General features: G+C 39.3%; 17 protein-coding genes. All 17 read right to left on the bottom strand.

Annotated features, from left to right (window positions below; all coding sequences use genetic code 11):
• Nucleotides 1-3: 3 nt before the first annotated feature.
• Nucleotides 4-468, bottom strand: coding sequence for an acetyl-CoA carboxylase biotin carboxyl carrier protein (gene accB, locus ACQ4QH_RS02785; protein ID WP_439819205.1), 465 nt, complete (start codon nt 466-468; stop codon nt 4-6).
• Nucleotides 468-1,703, bottom strand: coding sequence for a beta-ketoacyl-ACP synthase II (gene fabF, locus ACQ4QH_RS02780; protein ID WP_439819204.1), 1,236 nt, complete (start codon nt 1,701-1,703; stop codon nt 468-470). The genes accB and fabF overlap by 1 nt, the downstream gene beginning before the upstream one ends.
• Before the next feature lie 87 nt (nt 1,704-1,790).
• Complete coding sequence (locus ACQ4QH_RS02775) at nt 1,791-2,513, bottom strand: 3-oxoacyl-ACP reductase family protein (RefSeq protein ID WP_140837086.1); 723 nt, start codon at nt 2,511-2,513, stop codon at nt 1,791-1,793.
• 11 nt (nt 2,514-2,524) lie between these two features.
• Nucleotides 2,525-3,454 carry an ACP S-malonyltransferase gene (locus ACQ4QH_RS02770; protein WP_439819203.1) on the bottom strand — a complete coding sequence of 310 codons (930 nt, stop codon included), beginning with the start codon at nt 3,452-3,454 and terminating at the stop codon, nt 2,525-2,527.
• Nucleotides 3,455-3,470: 16 nt separating this feature from the next.
• On the bottom strand, nt 3,471-4,418 hold the full coding sequence (locus ACQ4QH_RS02765; RefSeq protein ID WP_251940100.1) for a DUF561 domain-containing protein: 948 nt from the start codon (nt 4,416-4,418) through the stop codon (nt 3,471-3,473).
• Nucleotides 4,419-4,448: 30 nt separating this feature from the next.
• On the bottom strand, nt 4,449-4,688 hold the full coding sequence (locus ACQ4QH_RS02760; protein ID WP_002827598.1) for an acyl carrier protein: 240 nt from the start codon (nt 4,686-4,688) through the stop codon (nt 4,449-4,451).
• Nucleotides 4,689-4,737: 49 nt separating this feature from the next.
• Nucleotides 4,738-5,709: a beta-ketoacyl-ACP synthase III gene (locus ACQ4QH_RS02755; RefSeq protein WP_439819202.1), complete on the bottom strand. Its 972-nt coding sequence runs from the start codon at nt 5,707-5,709 to the stop codon at nt 4,738-4,740.
• Nucleotides 5,710-5,720: 11 nt separating this feature from the next.
• Nucleotides 5,721-6,179, bottom strand: a complete 459-nt coding sequence (locus ACQ4QH_RS02750) for a MarR family winged helix-turn-helix transcriptional regulator (RefSeq protein ID WP_002827601.1) — start codon at nt 6,177-6,179, stop codon at nt 5,721-5,723.
• Nucleotides 6,180-6,181: 2 nt separating this feature from the next.
• Nucleotides 6,182-6,643, bottom strand: coding sequence for a 3-hydroxyacyl-ACP dehydratase FabZ (gene fabZ / locus ACQ4QH_RS02745; protein ID WP_040760323.1), 462 nt, complete (start codon nt 6,641-6,643; stop codon nt 6,182-6,184).
• Between the two features lie 234 nt (nt 6,644-6,877).
• Nucleotides 6,878-7,117, bottom strand: a complete 240-nt coding sequence (locus ACQ4QH_RS02740; RefSeq protein WP_251940098.1) for a CsbD family protein — start codon at nt 7,115-7,117, stop codon at nt 6,878-6,880.
• A gap of 134 nt (nt 7,118-7,251) precedes the next feature.
• Nucleotides 7,252-8,547: an adenylosuccinate lyase gene (purB, locus tag ACQ4QH_RS02735; protein ID WP_439819201.1), complete on the bottom strand. Its 1,296-nt coding sequence runs from the start codon at nt 8,545-8,547 to the stop codon at nt 7,252-7,254.
• A gap of 142 nt (nt 8,548-8,689) precedes the next feature.
• Nucleotides 8,690-9,742, bottom strand: a complete 1,053-nt coding sequence (locus ACQ4QH_RS02730) for a peptidylprolyl isomerase (protein ID WP_439819200.1) — start codon at nt 9,740-9,742, stop codon at nt 8,690-8,692.
• Between the two features lie 69 nt (nt 9,743-9,811).
• Nucleotides 9,812-12,280 (bottom strand): ATP-grasp domain-containing protein, encoded by a 2,469-nt coding sequence (locus tag ACQ4QH_RS02725; protein ID WP_439819199.1) that lies wholly within the window; start codon nt 12,278-12,280, stop codon nt 9,812-9,814.
• On the bottom strand, nt 12,277-13,362 hold the full coding sequence (locus ACQ4QH_RS02720; protein WP_439819198.1) for a carbamoyl phosphate synthase small subunit: 1,086 nt from the start codon (nt 13,360-13,362) through the stop codon (nt 12,277-12,279). The genes ACQ4QH_RS02725 and ACQ4QH_RS02720 overlap by 4 nt, the downstream gene beginning before the upstream one ends.
• A gap of 64 nt (nt 13,363-13,426) precedes the next feature.
• Entirely contained in the window at nt 13,427-13,939 is a 513-nt protein-coding gene (gene pyrR, locus ACQ4QH_RS02715; protein WP_439819197.1) for a bifunctional pyr operon transcriptional regulator/uracil phosphoribosyltransferase PyrR, read from the bottom strand.
• Between the two features lie 197 nt (nt 13,940-14,136).
• Nucleotides 14,137-15,051 carry an RluA family pseudouridine synthase gene (locus tag ACQ4QH_RS02710; RefSeq protein ID WP_439819196.1) on the bottom strand — a complete coding sequence of 305 codons (915 nt, stop codon included), beginning with the start codon at nt 15,049-15,051 and terminating at the stop codon, nt 14,137-14,139.
• Nucleotides 15,044-15,424: an EbsA family protein gene (locus ACQ4QH_RS02705; RefSeq protein WP_436585394.1), complete on the bottom strand. Its 381-nt coding sequence runs from the start codon at nt 15,422-15,424 to the stop codon at nt 15,044-15,046. The genes ACQ4QH_RS02710 and ACQ4QH_RS02705 overlap by 8 nt, the downstream gene beginning before the upstream one ends.
• Nucleotides 15,425-15,448 lie beyond the last annotated feature (24 nt).

Genomic DNA, 15,448 nt, shown 5'->3' with positions numbered 1-15,448 from the left:
CTCCTAGGCATCCGGTTGAACACGGAATAATGCATGTCCGTAATCGACAACATCTTCTTCTTCAACCAAGATTTCCTTAATAACACCTGTTACTTCACTCTTCACTGGTGTCATCAATTTCATTGCTTCAATAATTGCAACCTGTTCACCAACTTGCACATGATCACCAACTTCTTTAAAAGGAGCTGCGTCTGGCTTTGGCTTCAAATAAACCGTTCCAACCAAAGGTGCTTCAACCAAGACACTGTTATCAGTACCTAGATCAGCTGTTCCCTCTGTTGCCTTCTTCTCAGAAACAACAGATTGTGTATCAGTTACAGGTTGCGTAGTTGCTGCCATAACCGGTTGAGAAACTTCATTCTTACTTAAATGTAAGCTAAAATCTTCAGATTGTAATGAAAATTCACGCAATGAGCTGTTTTCTAAGTCTTGCATCAATGTTCGAATTTCATCTAATTGCAAACTCATTAATTTTCACTCCACTTCTTAAAAATAATTGCCGCATTATGTCCACCAAAACCATAATTTGCTGACAGAACATAATTTGGTGCAACATGCTTATTTTCTTCATTAACTAGAGTTACACCTGCAGTTTCGGGATCTTGTTCAGTTAAACCAACATTCACTGGTAACTCTTCACGAACAATTGCACCAACTGCAGCAATGGCCTCAATTGCACCGGCAGCACCTAATAGGTGACCAGTCATACCCTTTGTTGAAGAAACTAAGACACCGTTTTTACCAAAGACCAATTCCATTGCCTTTGACTCAGCAGCATCATTTGCTCCAGTAGCTGTTCCATGTGCATTAACGTAGTCAATATCATTTGGTTGAATATTAGCATCTTCCAATGCTAATTTAACTGAGCCAGCGGGACCTGAACCATCAGGAGTTGGACTTGTTAAGTGATAAGCATCAGAATTTGACCCGTAACCAACAACCTCAGCAATAATGTTAGCTCCACGTGCTTGTGCATGTTCCAATGATTCAAGAATTAAGACCCCTGAACCTTCACCTAGCACAAATCCATGACGGTTAACATCAAATGGCGTTGAAGCTTTTAATGGATCAGATTCTGTTGACAAAGCCGTCAAAGCTGCGAATCCAGAAATTCCCATTTCATTCACTGAGGCCTCTGAACCACCAGTGATCATAACATCCATTTTACCTGATTGTATACGCCAGAATGCTTCACCAATAGCATTAGTGGCACTGGCGCAAGCTGTTGAAACTGTATAGTTAACACCTTTTGCACCATAGCGCATTGAGACATTACCAGAAACCATGTTAGGAATTGCATTAGGTACGAACATTGGACTAACACGTTGTGGTCCTTTGTCGTGCATCTTAATAACCTGTTGTTCAATAGTTGTCAAACCACCAATACCAGTTCCCATAATCACACCAAAACGGTCTGGGTTATCGACACCATCAGCTAATCCAGCTTGCTCAAGCGCTTCACCAGCGGCATGAACAGCATATTGTGAAAATAGATCCATCTTACGTGATTCACGTTTACCAACGCGAGCAGAAGGATCAAAATCCTTTACTTCACCTGCAACAGTGATACCAGTCTCTGTTGCATCAAATTTCGTGATTGGTGCAATACCAACTTCACCATTAAAAATACCATTCCAAAAATCTTCAGTACTATTTCCAACGGGGGTAACAGCACCTAAACCTGTAATAACAACTCGTGTCATCTTGTTCTCCTTTATGTTTTAGCAATTTTATACGTACGAAAAAAGTAAGTAAAAATAAATAAGTGCAAAAGCGCACGTATGCGTTGCTTAAATATATAACCCACCATCGACCGTAATTGTTTGGCCGGTAATGTAATCGTTTTGAGCCAAGAAAACAGCTGTATTTGCAATTTCAGTTGCTTCACCAAAACGTTTTAATGGTACTGCTTCCAGTACTTGATTTTTCACTTTATCTGACAAGGCATTGGTCATATCTGAGACAATCATACCTGGAGCAATGGCATTCACACGAATACCACGCATTGCGCCTTCTTTCGCTAATGACTTGGTTAACCCAACAATACCTGCCTTTGAAGCAGCATAGTTAGCTTGACCAACATTTCCCATCAAACCAACAACAGAAGCCATATTAATAATCTGTCCAGTACGGGCACGCAACATTTTCTTAAAAACAGGTTGTGTCACATTAAATGTACCATTTAAGTTTGTGTTTACAACTTGTGCGAAATCTGCTGGTTTCATCCCCATTGTGAGTTTGTCATTCACAATACCAGCATTGTTAACTAGAATGTCAATGCCTTCAATTTCAGCAAATAAACCATCTAATGCTGTTTTTACGCTAGCATCATCTGCAATATCTGCTGTGATGGCCATGGTACCTTCACTAAATTCACCTAACACCTCTGCCTTTGGTGCAGAACGACCGTGCAAAATAACACGTGCGCCAGCATCATCAAAAGCATGTGCAATGGCCAAGCCAATACCACGAGTTGACCCTGTAACTAAAACTGTTTTCCCTTCGAGATTCATCACTTCGTCTCCTATTCTGCTGCTAACATTTCACGAACTTCTTGATATGTCTTAAAATTAGTGACTTTATAACGCTTAATATCTTTACCAACAATTTTACGAGCAAATTTATAAAGCGTATCACTTGGACCAAATTCGATTAACGTATCAACCCCATCGTCTACCATTGCTTGCAATGCTTGCGCAAAGTAAGTTGGTGAAACAATTTGATCTAATAATGTCGTTTTGACATCTGAGAATTTCTCACCAGTTGTATTTGAGTAAACATCAAATGACATCGGTGAAAATGGTTCATCTGCCAAACGTGTTGTCAATTGATCGGCTGCCGATTGCATTAATGGTGTATGGAAAGGACCTGAAACTGGTAACTCAACCAATCGTTCAATTCCAGCATCTGTCAATGCCGTAATTGCCGCATCAACATCAGCACCCACACCTCCAATAACTAATTGATTAAATGTATTATAGTTTGCTGGATAAACACGCTTACCAGCTGCTTGCAACTTTTTAATAGTTGCAATAACCAAATCTTGATCATCTGTCATCACAGCGACCATTTTACCTGGATTATCATCACCCGCTTGTTGCATGTATGCCCCACGGTCTTTAATAATACGCATGGCTTGATCAAAAGTTAATACATCAGCTACCACCAAAGCACTATATTCACCAAGGCTAAGCCCCAGCGTTGCTTGTGGTGCTGGCATGACATCTGCCAATGCGCGATAGATACCACTACTCATTGCCAGAATAGCTGGTTGCGTGAATTTTGTTTGCTTCACATTTTCTTCATCATTAACAATAGTTGACATGATGTCATAACCTAGCACTTGGCTAGCCTCATCAATGGTTTCTTTATAAGCCGGTACTTGCTCATATAAATCAGCACCCATGCCAACCTTTTGAGCACCTTGTCCGCTCATTAAAATTCCAAGTTTCATATGTCCTCCAATATCGTTAATTCAAAAGATCTTCTGCCTGTGACCAAGTATCTTCCAAAATTTGTGCGACTGGCTTCAATTCAGTAATTAAACCAGAAACTTGTCCAGCCATGAAAGCACCAGTTGTCTTATCACCATCAATAACAGCTCGGCGCAACGAACCGTTCTCTAGATCCTCGATTGCATCAGCATCTGGCTTAGGCTTTTGAATTTCGATTCGTTCTTGCTTAACGAAATTCTTTGACATTTTTGTTTTTAGCACACGAGCACGGTTACCCATAATCTCGCCAGTTACTAAAGTGTCAATATCCTTTGCTTTGACAACTGCGTTCTTAAAGTTTTCATGTACTTCTGACTCTTCAGAAGCTAGGAATCGTGTTCCCATTTGAACACCTGAAGCACCAAGCATAAAGGCAGCGGCAACACCACGACCATCTCCGATACCACCAGCTGCAATAACTGGAATATTCACAGCATCAACAACTTGGGGTACCAGCGTCATCGTTGTTAAACTACCAATATGACCACCAGATTCCATACCTTCGGCAACAACGGCATCAACACCCTTCTTTTCCATCATCTTAGCAAGACCAACTGACGGAATAACAGGGATAACTAGAATGCCATGACTGTGTAATTCATCAATAAAAGGTGATGGGTCACCTGCACCAGTGGCAACGACCTTCACACCTTCTTCAATCACAACATCAAACACTTCACGAATATGACGTGAAAGCAACATCACGTTAACCCCAAAAGGTTTATCCGTAACTTCACGTGCACGGTGAATTTCTTCACGAACTTTGTCAGCCTTCCAGTACCCAGTTCCGATAATACCTAATCCACCAGCCTCTGAAACAGATCCAGCCAAATGACCTGTTCCAGCCCAAGCCATACCACCTTGGATAATAGGATACTTCATGCCCAACTTTTCAAAAAGTGGATTATTTAGCTTAAAGCTCATAATATCGTCCCTTCTAACTACGTCGACTACTTAGGCGTTTACTTGTTCTGTTACCTTGTTAACCAAATCTTGTACTGTTTGAATTTCTTCAGCAACAGCAAGCTTAATATCAAATTCGTCTTCAACACGGTTCAAAACTTCGAACAAGTCAAGTGAATCTGCATCAATATCTTCACTCAAGTTTGTATCTAACTTAATTTCATCATCTTCCAAATCAAATTGGTCAACCAAGATTTCGCTTACTTTGTTAAAAATTTCTGTTTCAGTCATGTTATTTTCCTCTTTTTTCTCTTATTAATAATAAATTAGTTGTTATAAATTATAGCTGGATAATTAGTGCACCTGCAGTCAGACCACCACCAAAACCAGCTAATGCAATTTTCTGACCCTGATGAACGACGCCTGTTGTCCGCAATTCATCAAGCAAAATACCAATACTTGCAGCACTTGTATTCCCATAGTTGACAACATTTGTTGGGAATTTATCAATCGGTTGTCCAAATCTTTTCGCAATACTTGCAATAATCCGTGCATTTGCTTGGTGTAAGACATATACATCAATATCATTTGCAGTTAATTGTGCTGTTTCTAATGCTTGAGATAAGACAGCTGGCACTTGACGTGTTGCAAAATTATAAACCTCACGCCCATTCATATGAAAGTAAGGATCAGCTGCAACGATATCCCCAACGAAATGATTACTATTTCGCTGACGACCTGCCGTCAAAAATTCAGATTGATCGCCATATGTTTTTAGCGCTTCTGCTAGCAAACCAGTATCTGCTGTTGTTTGTTGTAACAAAACACCTGAAGCACCATCTCCAAATAGGACCGCAGTGGACCGGTCTTCCCAATCTACTAGCTTACTTAGTACTTCAGCGCCAATTACCAAACCACGTCGATACTTGGTCGCTAATAACTTACTAGCCATGCTAAGTGTATACACAAATCCCGAACATGCAGCCGACAAATCAAATGCAAAAGCATTCGTTGCGCCAATTCGTCCTTGGACTTGTTGTGCCACACTTGGCGTTAAGTAATCTGGTGACATTGTGCCAACAATAATAAAATCTAATTGACTGGCTGACAAATTTGCCTGTGCCAAAAGCTTTTCCGCAACAGTCGTTGCTAAATCACTCGTACTTTCATTTGACACAATGTGTCGTTGATGAATACCTGTGCGAGAGTGTATCCACTCGTCTGACGTATCCATAAACGTTGCTAATTCATCGTTTGTGACAACACGCTCAGGCACCACGTGGGCAGACTCAACAATTGTAAATCGTTCCATAATGTCCTCAATTAAAACTGTATTAGCTCACGAAGATAATCTTGCAAATCACTAACGGCTTTTTCAACCGCAGGTGCTTCACCTTCTTCTAATGAATCAAACAATGAATGGGCCATACCACGATGAAATGCTTCATGGGCACGAAAAACCGTACGACCCTTGTGTGTCAATCCAATACGAACCACGCGTCGATCCTTCGTATCACGAGTACGAACGACATAACCCTTTTTTTCAAGCTTATCAATCACACTAGTCATTGCACTAGGCGTTAAATGCATCGTTTGAGCCAATTGGGATGCCGTCCGCGTGTCATACATGGTAATCGCCGCAATCGTATGCATATCTTTAATAGAAATGTCCTTAAAGCGTGATTTACGCAATGAGGCCTCTTCAATCCACATCACATTATTGAAGACATCTACTAATGACTCATTCATTTTTTCAAAAGAATCCTCTTCATGTGCGGTCATACTTATTTCTCCGTGTCACTAGCTGACTTGTCTTCAGGTGAAACGACAAACATTAGTTCAGCGCTAGTAGCTAATTTACCATCAACTACGGCTTTAACCTTTACTGTTCCCATATTTTCACGTAAGTTACCAAATTCAACATGCAACTTTACTGTATCGCCTGGCTTAACCATTCTCTTAAACTTTGCATTATCAATACCCGTCATATAAGCTGTTTTACCAACAAATTGTGGTGATGATAAAATCAAGATTGAAGCCGCTTGTGCCAGCGATTCAATAATTAGAACGCCTGGCATAACTGGATTACCTGGAAAATGTCCTTGGAAAAATTGCTCATTAATCGTTACGTTTTTTGTTGCAATCAATGATTCCCCTGGAGTCATTTCATCAACATAATCCATATACAAGATGGGATAACGATTCGGAATTAAATCCATAATCTCTGTCGTAGATAGAACTGCCACAGTCGTGCTCCTTCCAAAATTTATTTCGAACATCGAAATATTCGATATTCAAATGTTATTGCTTTTTGGCATAAATGTCAACTTATTATACAGATTAATCGAATTTATCTAATATTTCGTTAAAATTATCGCCATCAAATCAAGTCACTATTATTTGTTTTCTAACAAAAAAACGACCAAGACAAATATCATTGTCTTGACCGCTGTACTTTGCAATTTATTATTAGTGCGTGATTACTTCTTGAACTTTGATTTCAGATCATCAACTGCATCTTCTGCCTTATCTTTCAGGTTTTCAGCTGAATCTTCAACCTTGTCTTTTGCATCTCCGAAAAGACCACGTGCCTTACCGGCTAATCCTTGTGCCTTTCCTTCAGCTTCTAACTTTTCGTCATCAGAAACAACACCGGCAACTTCTTTTGCCTTACCAGAAACTTCATCAACTTTACCTTTTACATCGTCTTCTACTGCCATAAATATAATCCCCCGTTTCTATATTTTCTCTATAATAACTGGTATTCGCACAAGGTGCAAATAATATCTATTAAACAATAAAATTAATAGTAAATTAAGTTAACATGATGCATATATCAAACTAGATAATTCCTTTATAGCAAACCTAAACGCTTATAGATATCGTCAACGTGCTTAAGGTGCCAATGATAATCAAACGCATCATCTACCTCTGCAGACGTTAAGTTGGTTTGGATTGTTTCATCAGCATCTACTAATTCACGGAATTGTAATTGATTATCCCAAGATTGAGCTGTTAGAGGCTGAACCGTATCATATGCTGCCTCTCGTGATAATCCAGCATCTACTAATTTCAATAGTAAACGCTGTGAATAAATCAACCCATATGTGCGCTTCATATTATTCTTCATCGTTTCTGGGAAAACCTGTAAATTACGTAAAATATTTGTCAAGCGATGCAACATATAATCTAGAACCGTTGTGCCATCAACTAGAATGATCCGTTCCGCACTGGAGTGTGAAATATCACGTTCATGCCATAATGTTACATCTTCGAGAGCAGTAACTGCATATCCTCGTAAGACACGTGATAAACCAACAACATTTTCAGATCCAATTGGATTGCGCTTATGAGGCATCGCTGATGATCCCTTTTGACCACCACGGAAGCCTTCTTCGACCTCATGAATTTCTGAACGTTGTAAACCACGAATCTCTGTTGCTAGTTCTTCTAAATTAGCACCGATTACAGCAATCGTTGTCATATAATCTGCGTGTAAGTCACGTGGTAATACTTGTGAACCAATTGGTTGTGGGGTTAATCCCAATTCCTTCATCGCCACTTCTTCAACTTGTGGTGGAATATTCGCAAAGGTTCCCACAGCACCTGAAAGTTTTCCGGTTTCAATAGCTGCAGCAACCCGATCAAAACGTTCGATATTACGTACAGCCGCTTGGTAGAATCGAGCCATTTTCAATCCAAAGGTCGTTGGCTCAGCATGGACACCATGAGTACGTCCCATCATAACCGTATCTTTATATTTTAAAGCCAGCTCTGCTAATGTCGCTTTTAGTTCCTGCAAATCATCCTTAATGACTTGATTAGCTTGGCGTAATCTCAAAGCCTGTGCAGTGTCAACAACATCTGTTGAAGTTAATCCATAATGAATCCACTTCCGCTCCTCGCCTAATGATTCTGAAACATTTCTGGTAAAAGCAACGACATCATGACGCGTTGACTGTTCAATTTCTGCAATACGTGCAACATCAAATTTTGCGTTTGCACGAATAGCAGCTAAGTCGTCTGCTGGCACATGGCCAACTGAGACCCAACCGGCAGTAGCGGCAATTTCAACATCTAACCATGACTGGTATTGATTTTCAAGCGACCAAATACGTCCCATTTCTGGGCGTGTGTAACGATCAAGCATCCTTTTTAACCTCTTATTCCCTTTCGAAAAGCCGAACAAATTATTATATTCAACAACTATTGTAACTTAAATCCGAATTTCTTTCAGCATTTTATCAAATAAAAAAACCACAGAAACAATTCTGCAGTTTTTTTACAATTAACTAATTGCTACTTTCCGAACTAGCACTTGATGAAGAACTTGAACTATCTGATGATGCTGAAGAACTTGATGTAGAGCTAGACGAAGAACTAGATGAAGAGCTAGAAGATGCTTCCGATGAAGAACTTGAACTCTCAGAAGATGAACTACTCTTTGCGGTCTTTGCAGTTGCGGCAGCTTCTGTATACGTAGACAAAACATTTTGTAATGTTGAATCCTTAATATTTACATTGGCCTTACCCAATTCTTCACCAACAATTGCTTGAACTTCAGTTGTATCTGACATTGTCTTTTCAACTAAGATACTCTTCATTTTTGACTTCAAAGCACTGAATGATTTCTTATCACTCTTTGAATTCATCTTAATAATAAAGTATCCTTGCGATGATGTTGATTTTACAGGTGTCTTCGTATATTCACCCTTCTTCAACTTGAAGGCAGCAGTTTTGAAATCATCTTCAAGATTTGTATCAGTTGAATCAAAACTAGTCATCTTACCACCATTTTTCTTGGTATTGGTATCGATTGACTTTTCTTTTGCTAACTTAGCAAAGTCGCCGCCTTTATCAAGTTGTGTAATAATCTTTTTCGCATCATCCTCTGATGACGTCAAGATAACGGATACATTAACCTTTGGTTGATATTCTTTGTAAGCCTGACGCAATTGCTTATTTGAATAATGCTTATCAGCAATTACTGCTTGCTTTTCCAAAGCTTGTATACGCAATGAATCACGGAAACTATCCTCCGTCATGCTATTTTGTGACAAAACTTGTGAAAATTGTGAACCATACTGTGACTTAGCGTCGTTGTATTGTGATTCAATTGATTTCTTTGAAACTTTATCTCCATATTTCTTATCCAAAACCTTTTGAATAATCATATTGGCCAATTCTTTTTGTCCTTCAGGAGAGCTTTTTAGTTTTTTGTAATATTCAGCTTGTGAAACATTACCTGCATCGGTCGTTACGAGTGACTTTGGGCCAATTCCCCAAGCAGCCAACCCAACACCCGCCGCAATTACGACGAGCACGCCTAATACTTTTTTCCACATCGGTAGTGCCTTCTTTCTCGAAATTTTTAATTCAACTTGTCTAGTTTATCATATAAATACAATTGATACTTAAATTATACGGTAAGTTGCCCCAATCGCATAACGACCATTGTCTAATTCTTCATTAATTTCCATATGTTCAGCAAAATCAGCATCCCAATACTCAAGTTGTGCTTTGGGAACTCGCCAAGTCAGCGACTTTAATTGTGCTAAAAATTGTTGTTCTGCATAGGTTTGCCGATTTAGCATATAACGAATTACCAATCGTAACCAGTCTATGCCTGTAACCTTATCTAGGAAAGCAACCATTGTAAACGGCATTGGTCGTACAATCATTGCTGGATTTTCATCATAACTTGGTAATGGATTAATGATCAGTTGATACAACCCTGGTGTCTCAGAACTCATTTGTGGTCGTGGTAACTTTCCCCATAATTCTTCTGACATTAACGATTGATCTAAAATGATTCCTTGATTACTTTGATATCCTAAACCAATTAAGTAAATCGTTTGCCCATCGTAAAAATAATTAATCACAATGTGTGGCAAATCATCTTTCATACTACTTGGTAAATATTTTTCTTTAGCAATCACCTGAACGCTAATCCCATTCTGGCGTAAACTATTGATCAATTTGATTCGATTACCAGGGACAAACACTTGGGTTGGCTGTTCGATTTCAATCACGTTCATGACATCAGAAATTTCTAATGGCTCATAATATTTTTTACTACCCAACTGTGACATAAACATTAAATCCGTTGGATTGTTATTCATAAGAATTGTATCAATATTTTGATTTTGAAGCTCCTTAGCAACCATTGCCATTACATAAGACGCTGCTGCACCATCTCCAAGGCGGAATCCACCAGAACCAATAACCAATACCGACCGTCGTCCCAACCGATTACTTTCATTTTCGGATTCAAAGGTTGAATAATACTGATTAGCTGCCTCTTCGAATTCACCTGCTGATGGTTCGAACGCCTTAAATGTTGGTAAAATACCGTTATCCCATCGATAACGACGGATTTCCTCAAACTTTGCATGCCACAAACGGGCAATCAATCCATCTGACAAGCCGTAATACTTTGCCAATTTTAAAACATCCGTTTGCCAAGCGTTATTTTTTACAGTTTCTTCCAATTTATTAATCTGATCTAATTTATAGAAGTAAAAAGCATTAATTTTTGTTAATTCTGCCAATTCATCAACTGTATATCCTCTTCGCAATGCTTCCATCAACACAAAAATACGGTTATCCCGGGGATGAATCAACTGTTCAATTATTTCGTTATCTGTTAACGCATTCATCACAGTTGGTGAGAAATTTCGGTTATTAAAATGTGCAGCACGAATAGCCTTCTCTAAGGCTTCCTCAACGCTTCGTCCAACACCCATCGTTGCACCAACTGACTTTTGTACTGTATTCAGGCGATGCTCTGTTTTCACACCATTTGACTCAAAATCACCAAATGAAAAAATAGGAAAACGAATCACAATATGATCCATCGTTGGTTCCAATAATGCTGTATGATTAGCCCCGATAACTGGTGTTTTAACATCCTCAAGATTCTCACCCAGCATTAGTCGAATAACCACTGGCACCAATGGATAACCTGTTGCCGCAACTAATAACGCGGCTGTCCGATCAAAATAAGGTGTCACGCGGGTAATGGTATACTCATTATTCTTTGGATCAACAGCAAAACGGACTTCTAATAAGCCCACAACATCAAACCCCCGAATGACTGTAAATGCCGCTGCACGTAATTTTTGGTACACAGGATCAGGTAATGTTTGAATTGGTGTAATGGCAATTGAATCCGCTGAATGAATCCCAACTGGATCCATATCCTCAACACCACCGATTAAAATTGTTGAATCACTTTTATCGCGAATAACTAACATAGAAATTTCTTGATAGCCACGAATACTCTTGTCAATATTCACTTGGTGGGTAATTGAGCGACTAAGCGCTGTTTCTGCTGCCTCTTGTAAATCATCTGTATCTTCAACCTGTAATCGCAATGTCTGACCCATTGGCGCAACTGGCCGAATAACAACAGGTAACTCAAAATCTCTAGCTGCATCAAAAATTTCATTCAAATTACTAGCAAGTCGTGACTGTACTGTTGGAATTTTTAACTGAGTCAAACGTTCATGTAAATATTTTGTATTCTGGGTTGCTTGCATCACTGGCAACGATAAACCCAAGACTGTTGGGGCACCATTCCCCATTAGTTTAAGAATATCTGCCCCCAGGCGAATCGCTGTTGAACCACCAACTGAAGTAATCATCGCTGTGATATGCTCATCATTAATAATTTTAATTAGGTTTTCAACTGTCAATGTTTGTTCAATAACTTGAATATCATGACGTGCACTAGTAAAAGAGTATGGATTGTCATCGACAACCACCACTTCATGGCCATATTGCTTAAGGGCATGAACAACCTGATAAGCAGCAACATCACCCTCAGTTTCTCGGCCAAAATCGTTAGCAGAACCACCAATGATTAAGACTCGTTCTGTCATATCGTTCCACCTCCTCGACGTGCCATCACCATTTCCATAAACTCAGCAAATGCCTGAGTCTCTTCTAATGGTCCTGGTGCCGCATCTGGAAAAAATTGTACACTAAATGCTGGATAATCTCGATGCCGCAACCCTTGAATCTGGTTATCGGTAATATCAATATGTGTTACAAATAAAGGTGTGTCCTTAATCGACTCACTATCCACATAATATGCCTGACCTTGGGTAGCAAACATAATATCTTTGGTAATCTGCTCACGAATAGGATGATTCATCCCATGGTGGGCTGATGCAAGTTCACCGATCTTAGCACCATTAGCTATTGCAAATAATTCATGACCTAAACCAATTCCAAATAATGGTACGCGTTTCTCAAACTCGCGAATAATATCTAATGCTGTTTCAGGAACTTGTGCTGGATCACCCGGTCCAGATGAAATAACAATCCCATCTGGATCAAGATTAGCAACTTCATCGATTGTGGCAGAAAAAGGCAATACTGTAACATTTGCATCAAAATCACTGAGCATCCGCAAAATACCACTTTTAAGCCCAAAATCCAGTACAACAACATTTGCGCCACGCCCAGGATTAGCATATGCTTTGGGCGTAGAAATCTGTGCAATTTGTTGATTTGTTAACACCATTGCCCGTAACTGATCAAAAGCATGGTCATCCGGTTGATCAACGATTGATGCCTTCTGCACACCTGTTTCTCGTAAATGACGTGTCAATGCGCGCGTATCAATTTGTGAAATTCCCGGAATATTATGTCTTTTTAAGTAATCATTTAAGCTAAGTGCTTGTAATCGATTGGTCGAAATTTCTGCAATTTCACGTACAACGACCCCTTTTACTGCTGGCACGATCGATTCATCCGCATAATGATTAATGCCGGCCGCCCCAATCGTTGGCGCAGTGAACATCACAATTTGATTATAATAAATTGGATTAGTAATAATTTCTTGATAACCAGTCATTGCCGTATTAAAAACTAATTCACCAAAAGTTGTTGCAGGTGCCCCAAAAGCTTCACCAGCATATACAGTGCCATCTTGTAAAATTAAATAACGTGTTGTCATGACGTAGATCTCGTTTAACAGTTTTGCTAAACGATCCCTCCTTCCCGTCTAACCCCTTGAAAAATTAACGAATTTCTATACCATCCAGACCATCAAATTCTTTCATGTTTACACGAATTTTTTCAGAAGTTGCTGTTGGAATATTTTTGCCCACAAAATCAGCTCGGATTGGTAACTCACGATGTCCTCGATCAACTAAAACTGCTAAATTAACGGCCGCTGGTCGTCCATTGTCCATAATGGCATCTAAGGCAGCACGAATTGTGCGCCCAGTATAAAGGACATCATCAACTAAAATAATTCGTTTATTATCAATATCAACATTAAATGATGATTTTTCACCAGTACCATCTGTATCGTCATCACGATAATGCGTAATATCAAGAGGTATAACGGGAATTATTGCACCTTCTAATTGTTGCAGGCGTTCTGCAATACGTTGACCAATAAAGACGCCACGTGTCTTGATGCCAACAATCACAAGATTGGCCACACCCTTATTTTTTTCGATAATCTCATATGTAATTCTTGTGAGTGCTCGCTGCATTGCCATTGCGTCAACAATTTCTTTTGCCATAATTTATTCCTTTTCTCTAGTTGATTTCAATTAATAAATAAAAAGAGACATTACCTCTTCTAAAAAGGGTAACGTCTCGTTCATTATGTTTACCACGCTACCTCCTAATAACCTCACAGGATTACTTTAAGAAAGTTACAATTTTCATTTAGTTTATCTAAAACTATTTTAGCATGTTCAACGTTATTTGCGTACTATCAGTTGCTTTCTTCTGCATATGGCTGTAATTGTGCTAATGTTTCGACAAAATATGGTGGTAAAGGTGCTTCAAATGTTAATTCTTTTTTAGTTGTTGGTTGTGTTAGTCCCAATGTTGCAGCATGTAAGAATTGACCATTACCAGCCAACGTCTTCTTTGGACCATACAAGGGATCGCCAGCCACTGGATGACCGATATAGGCCATATGTACACGAATTTGATGTGTGCGCCCTGTTTCTAGAGTTACTCGTAACAAAGTATAACCAACATATCTCTTCACGACTTCAAAATGAGTAACTGCATCACGACCACCGGCAATCACTGCCTGTTTCTTACGGTCTGTCTTTGAACGTCCCAATGGTGCTTTAATGGTTCCCTTATTCTCAGAAAACTCACCATGCACTAGCGCATAATATTGACGTAGGTTTTTCTTGTTTTTTAAATCGGCAGATAAGGCTTCGTGCGCTTGATCATTTTTGGCTACCATCAGTAATCCTGATGTATCTTTATCAATGCGGTGAACAATTCCTGGCCGAATAACCCCATTAATTGATGACAATTCAGTATGATACATCAATGCATTAACTAACGTACCATTTGGATGCCCAGCAGCAGGATGGACCACCATCCCCTGGGGCTTGTTCACAACCAATAAATCATCATCTTCGTAGACAATATCCAAAGGCAAATCTTCTGGCTTAATATCCAAAACAACCGGTTCTGGTTCAACAAATGAAATCACGTCACCAGCATGCACTTTATACTTCGCCTTCTTAGTTTCTCCATTAACTGTCAAAATACCATCATCGATCCATTTCGACATTTGTGTTCGTGTGTAATCCGTGAATGCCTCTGCAACAACTTTATCCAAACGGCCTTCTTGGTCTGTAATTATTAGTGATTCCTCAGTCATTTGTTTGTCCTTCAATTTCTTTTTTTAAGTTGTTTAAAAAGCGACGATTCATCCAAAAGCTATAGCGCTCACCATCGTAACTAAATAAAATTGTTCGTTTCGTAAATTGCACATGTGCCATTTCAGAAAAGCGGAACTTATCCGTATGCACTCCAAACATAGGCAATATCCACAGGGCTTCTTTGGTTAGTGCAACTCTTCGTCTAAAGTAAGTTAATAATGCAATAACAATAAAGGCTGCTACTGCCCCGTATGTCCAAACATTAAGGTGTGTTACCTCTAATTGCATAATGAGACCAAACAAGGCAATCATTAGAATCCACAGCCAGTTAACCCAGCCGATCAGGCCAGCTGGTTGATAATATCCTTTCATTCTTATGTCCTTTCTGATTTACCA

Origin of the sequence: Weissella paramesenteroides (assembly GCF_051903945.1) — a bacterium.
Taxonomy (GTDB): Bacteria; Bacillota; Bacilli; order Lactobacillales; family Lactobacillaceae; genus Weissella; species Weissella paramesenteroides_A.
This window is presented reverse-complemented; position numbering and strand designations above follow the sequence as displayed.

Bases quoted from the DNA above. Each gene is read 5' to 3' on its own strand.
- accB (WP_439819205.1), bottom strand. From the start codon at position 468: ATGAGTTTGCAATTAGATGAAATTCGAACATTGATGCAAGACTTAGAA.
- fabF (WP_439819204.1), bottom strand. From the start codon at position 1,703: ATGACACGAGTTGTTATTACAGGTTTAGGTGCTGTTACCCCCGTTGGA.
- ACQ4QH_RS02775 (WP_140837086.1), bottom strand. From the start codon at position 2,513: ATGAATCTCGAAGGGAAAACAGTTTTAGTTACAGGGTCAACTCGTGGT.
- ACQ4QH_RS02770 (WP_439819203.1), bottom strand. From the start codon at position 3,454: ATGAAACTTGGAATTTTAATGAGCGGACAAGGTGCTCAAAAGGTTGGC.
- ACQ4QH_RS02765 (WP_251940100.1), bottom strand. From the start codon at position 4,418: ATGAGCTTTAAGCTAAATAATCCACTTTTTGAAAAGTTGGGCATGAAG.
- ACQ4QH_RS02760 (WP_002827598.1), bottom strand. From the start codon at position 4,688: ATGACTGAAACAGAAATTTTTAACAAAGTAAGCGAAATCTTGGTTGAC.
- ACQ4QH_RS02755 (WP_439819202.1), bottom strand. From the start codon at position 5,709: ATGGAACGATTTACAATTGTTGAGTCTGCCCACGTGGTGCCTGAGCGT.
- ACQ4QH_RS02750 (WP_002827601.1), bottom strand. From the start codon at position 6,179: ATGACCGCACATGAAGAGGATTCTTTTGAAAAAATGAATGAGTCATTA.
- ACQ4QH_RS02740 (WP_251940098.1), bottom strand. From the start codon at position 7,117: ATGGCAGTAGAAGACGATGTAAAAGGTAAAGTTGATGAAGTTTCTGGT.
- purB (WP_439819201.1), bottom strand. From the start codon at position 8,547: ATGCTTGATCGTTACACACGCCCAGAAATGGGACGTATTTGGTCGCTT.
- ACQ4QH_RS02730 (WP_439819200.1), bottom strand. From the start codon at position 9,742: ATGTGGAAAAAAGTATTAGGCGTGCTCGTCGTAATTGCGGCGGGTGTT.
- ACQ4QH_RS02725 (WP_439819199.1), bottom strand. From the start codon at position 12,280: ATGACAGAACGAGTCTTAATCATTGGTGGTTCTGCTAACGATTTTGGC.
- ACQ4QH_RS02720 (WP_439819198.1), bottom strand. From the start codon at position 13,362: ATGACAACACGTTATTTAATTTTACAAGATGGCACTGTATATGCTGGT.
- pyrR (WP_439819197.1), bottom strand. From the start codon at position 13,939: ATGGCAAAAGAAATTGTTGACGCAATGGCAATGCAGCGAGCACTCACA.
- ACQ4QH_RS02710 (WP_439819196.1), bottom strand. From the start codon at position 15,051: ATGACTGAGGAATCACTAATAATTACAGACCAAGAAGGCCGTTTGGAT.
- ACQ4QH_RS02705 (WP_436585394.1), bottom strand. From the start codon at position 15,424: ATGAAAGGATATTATCAACCAGCTGGCCTGATCGGCTGGGTTAACTGG.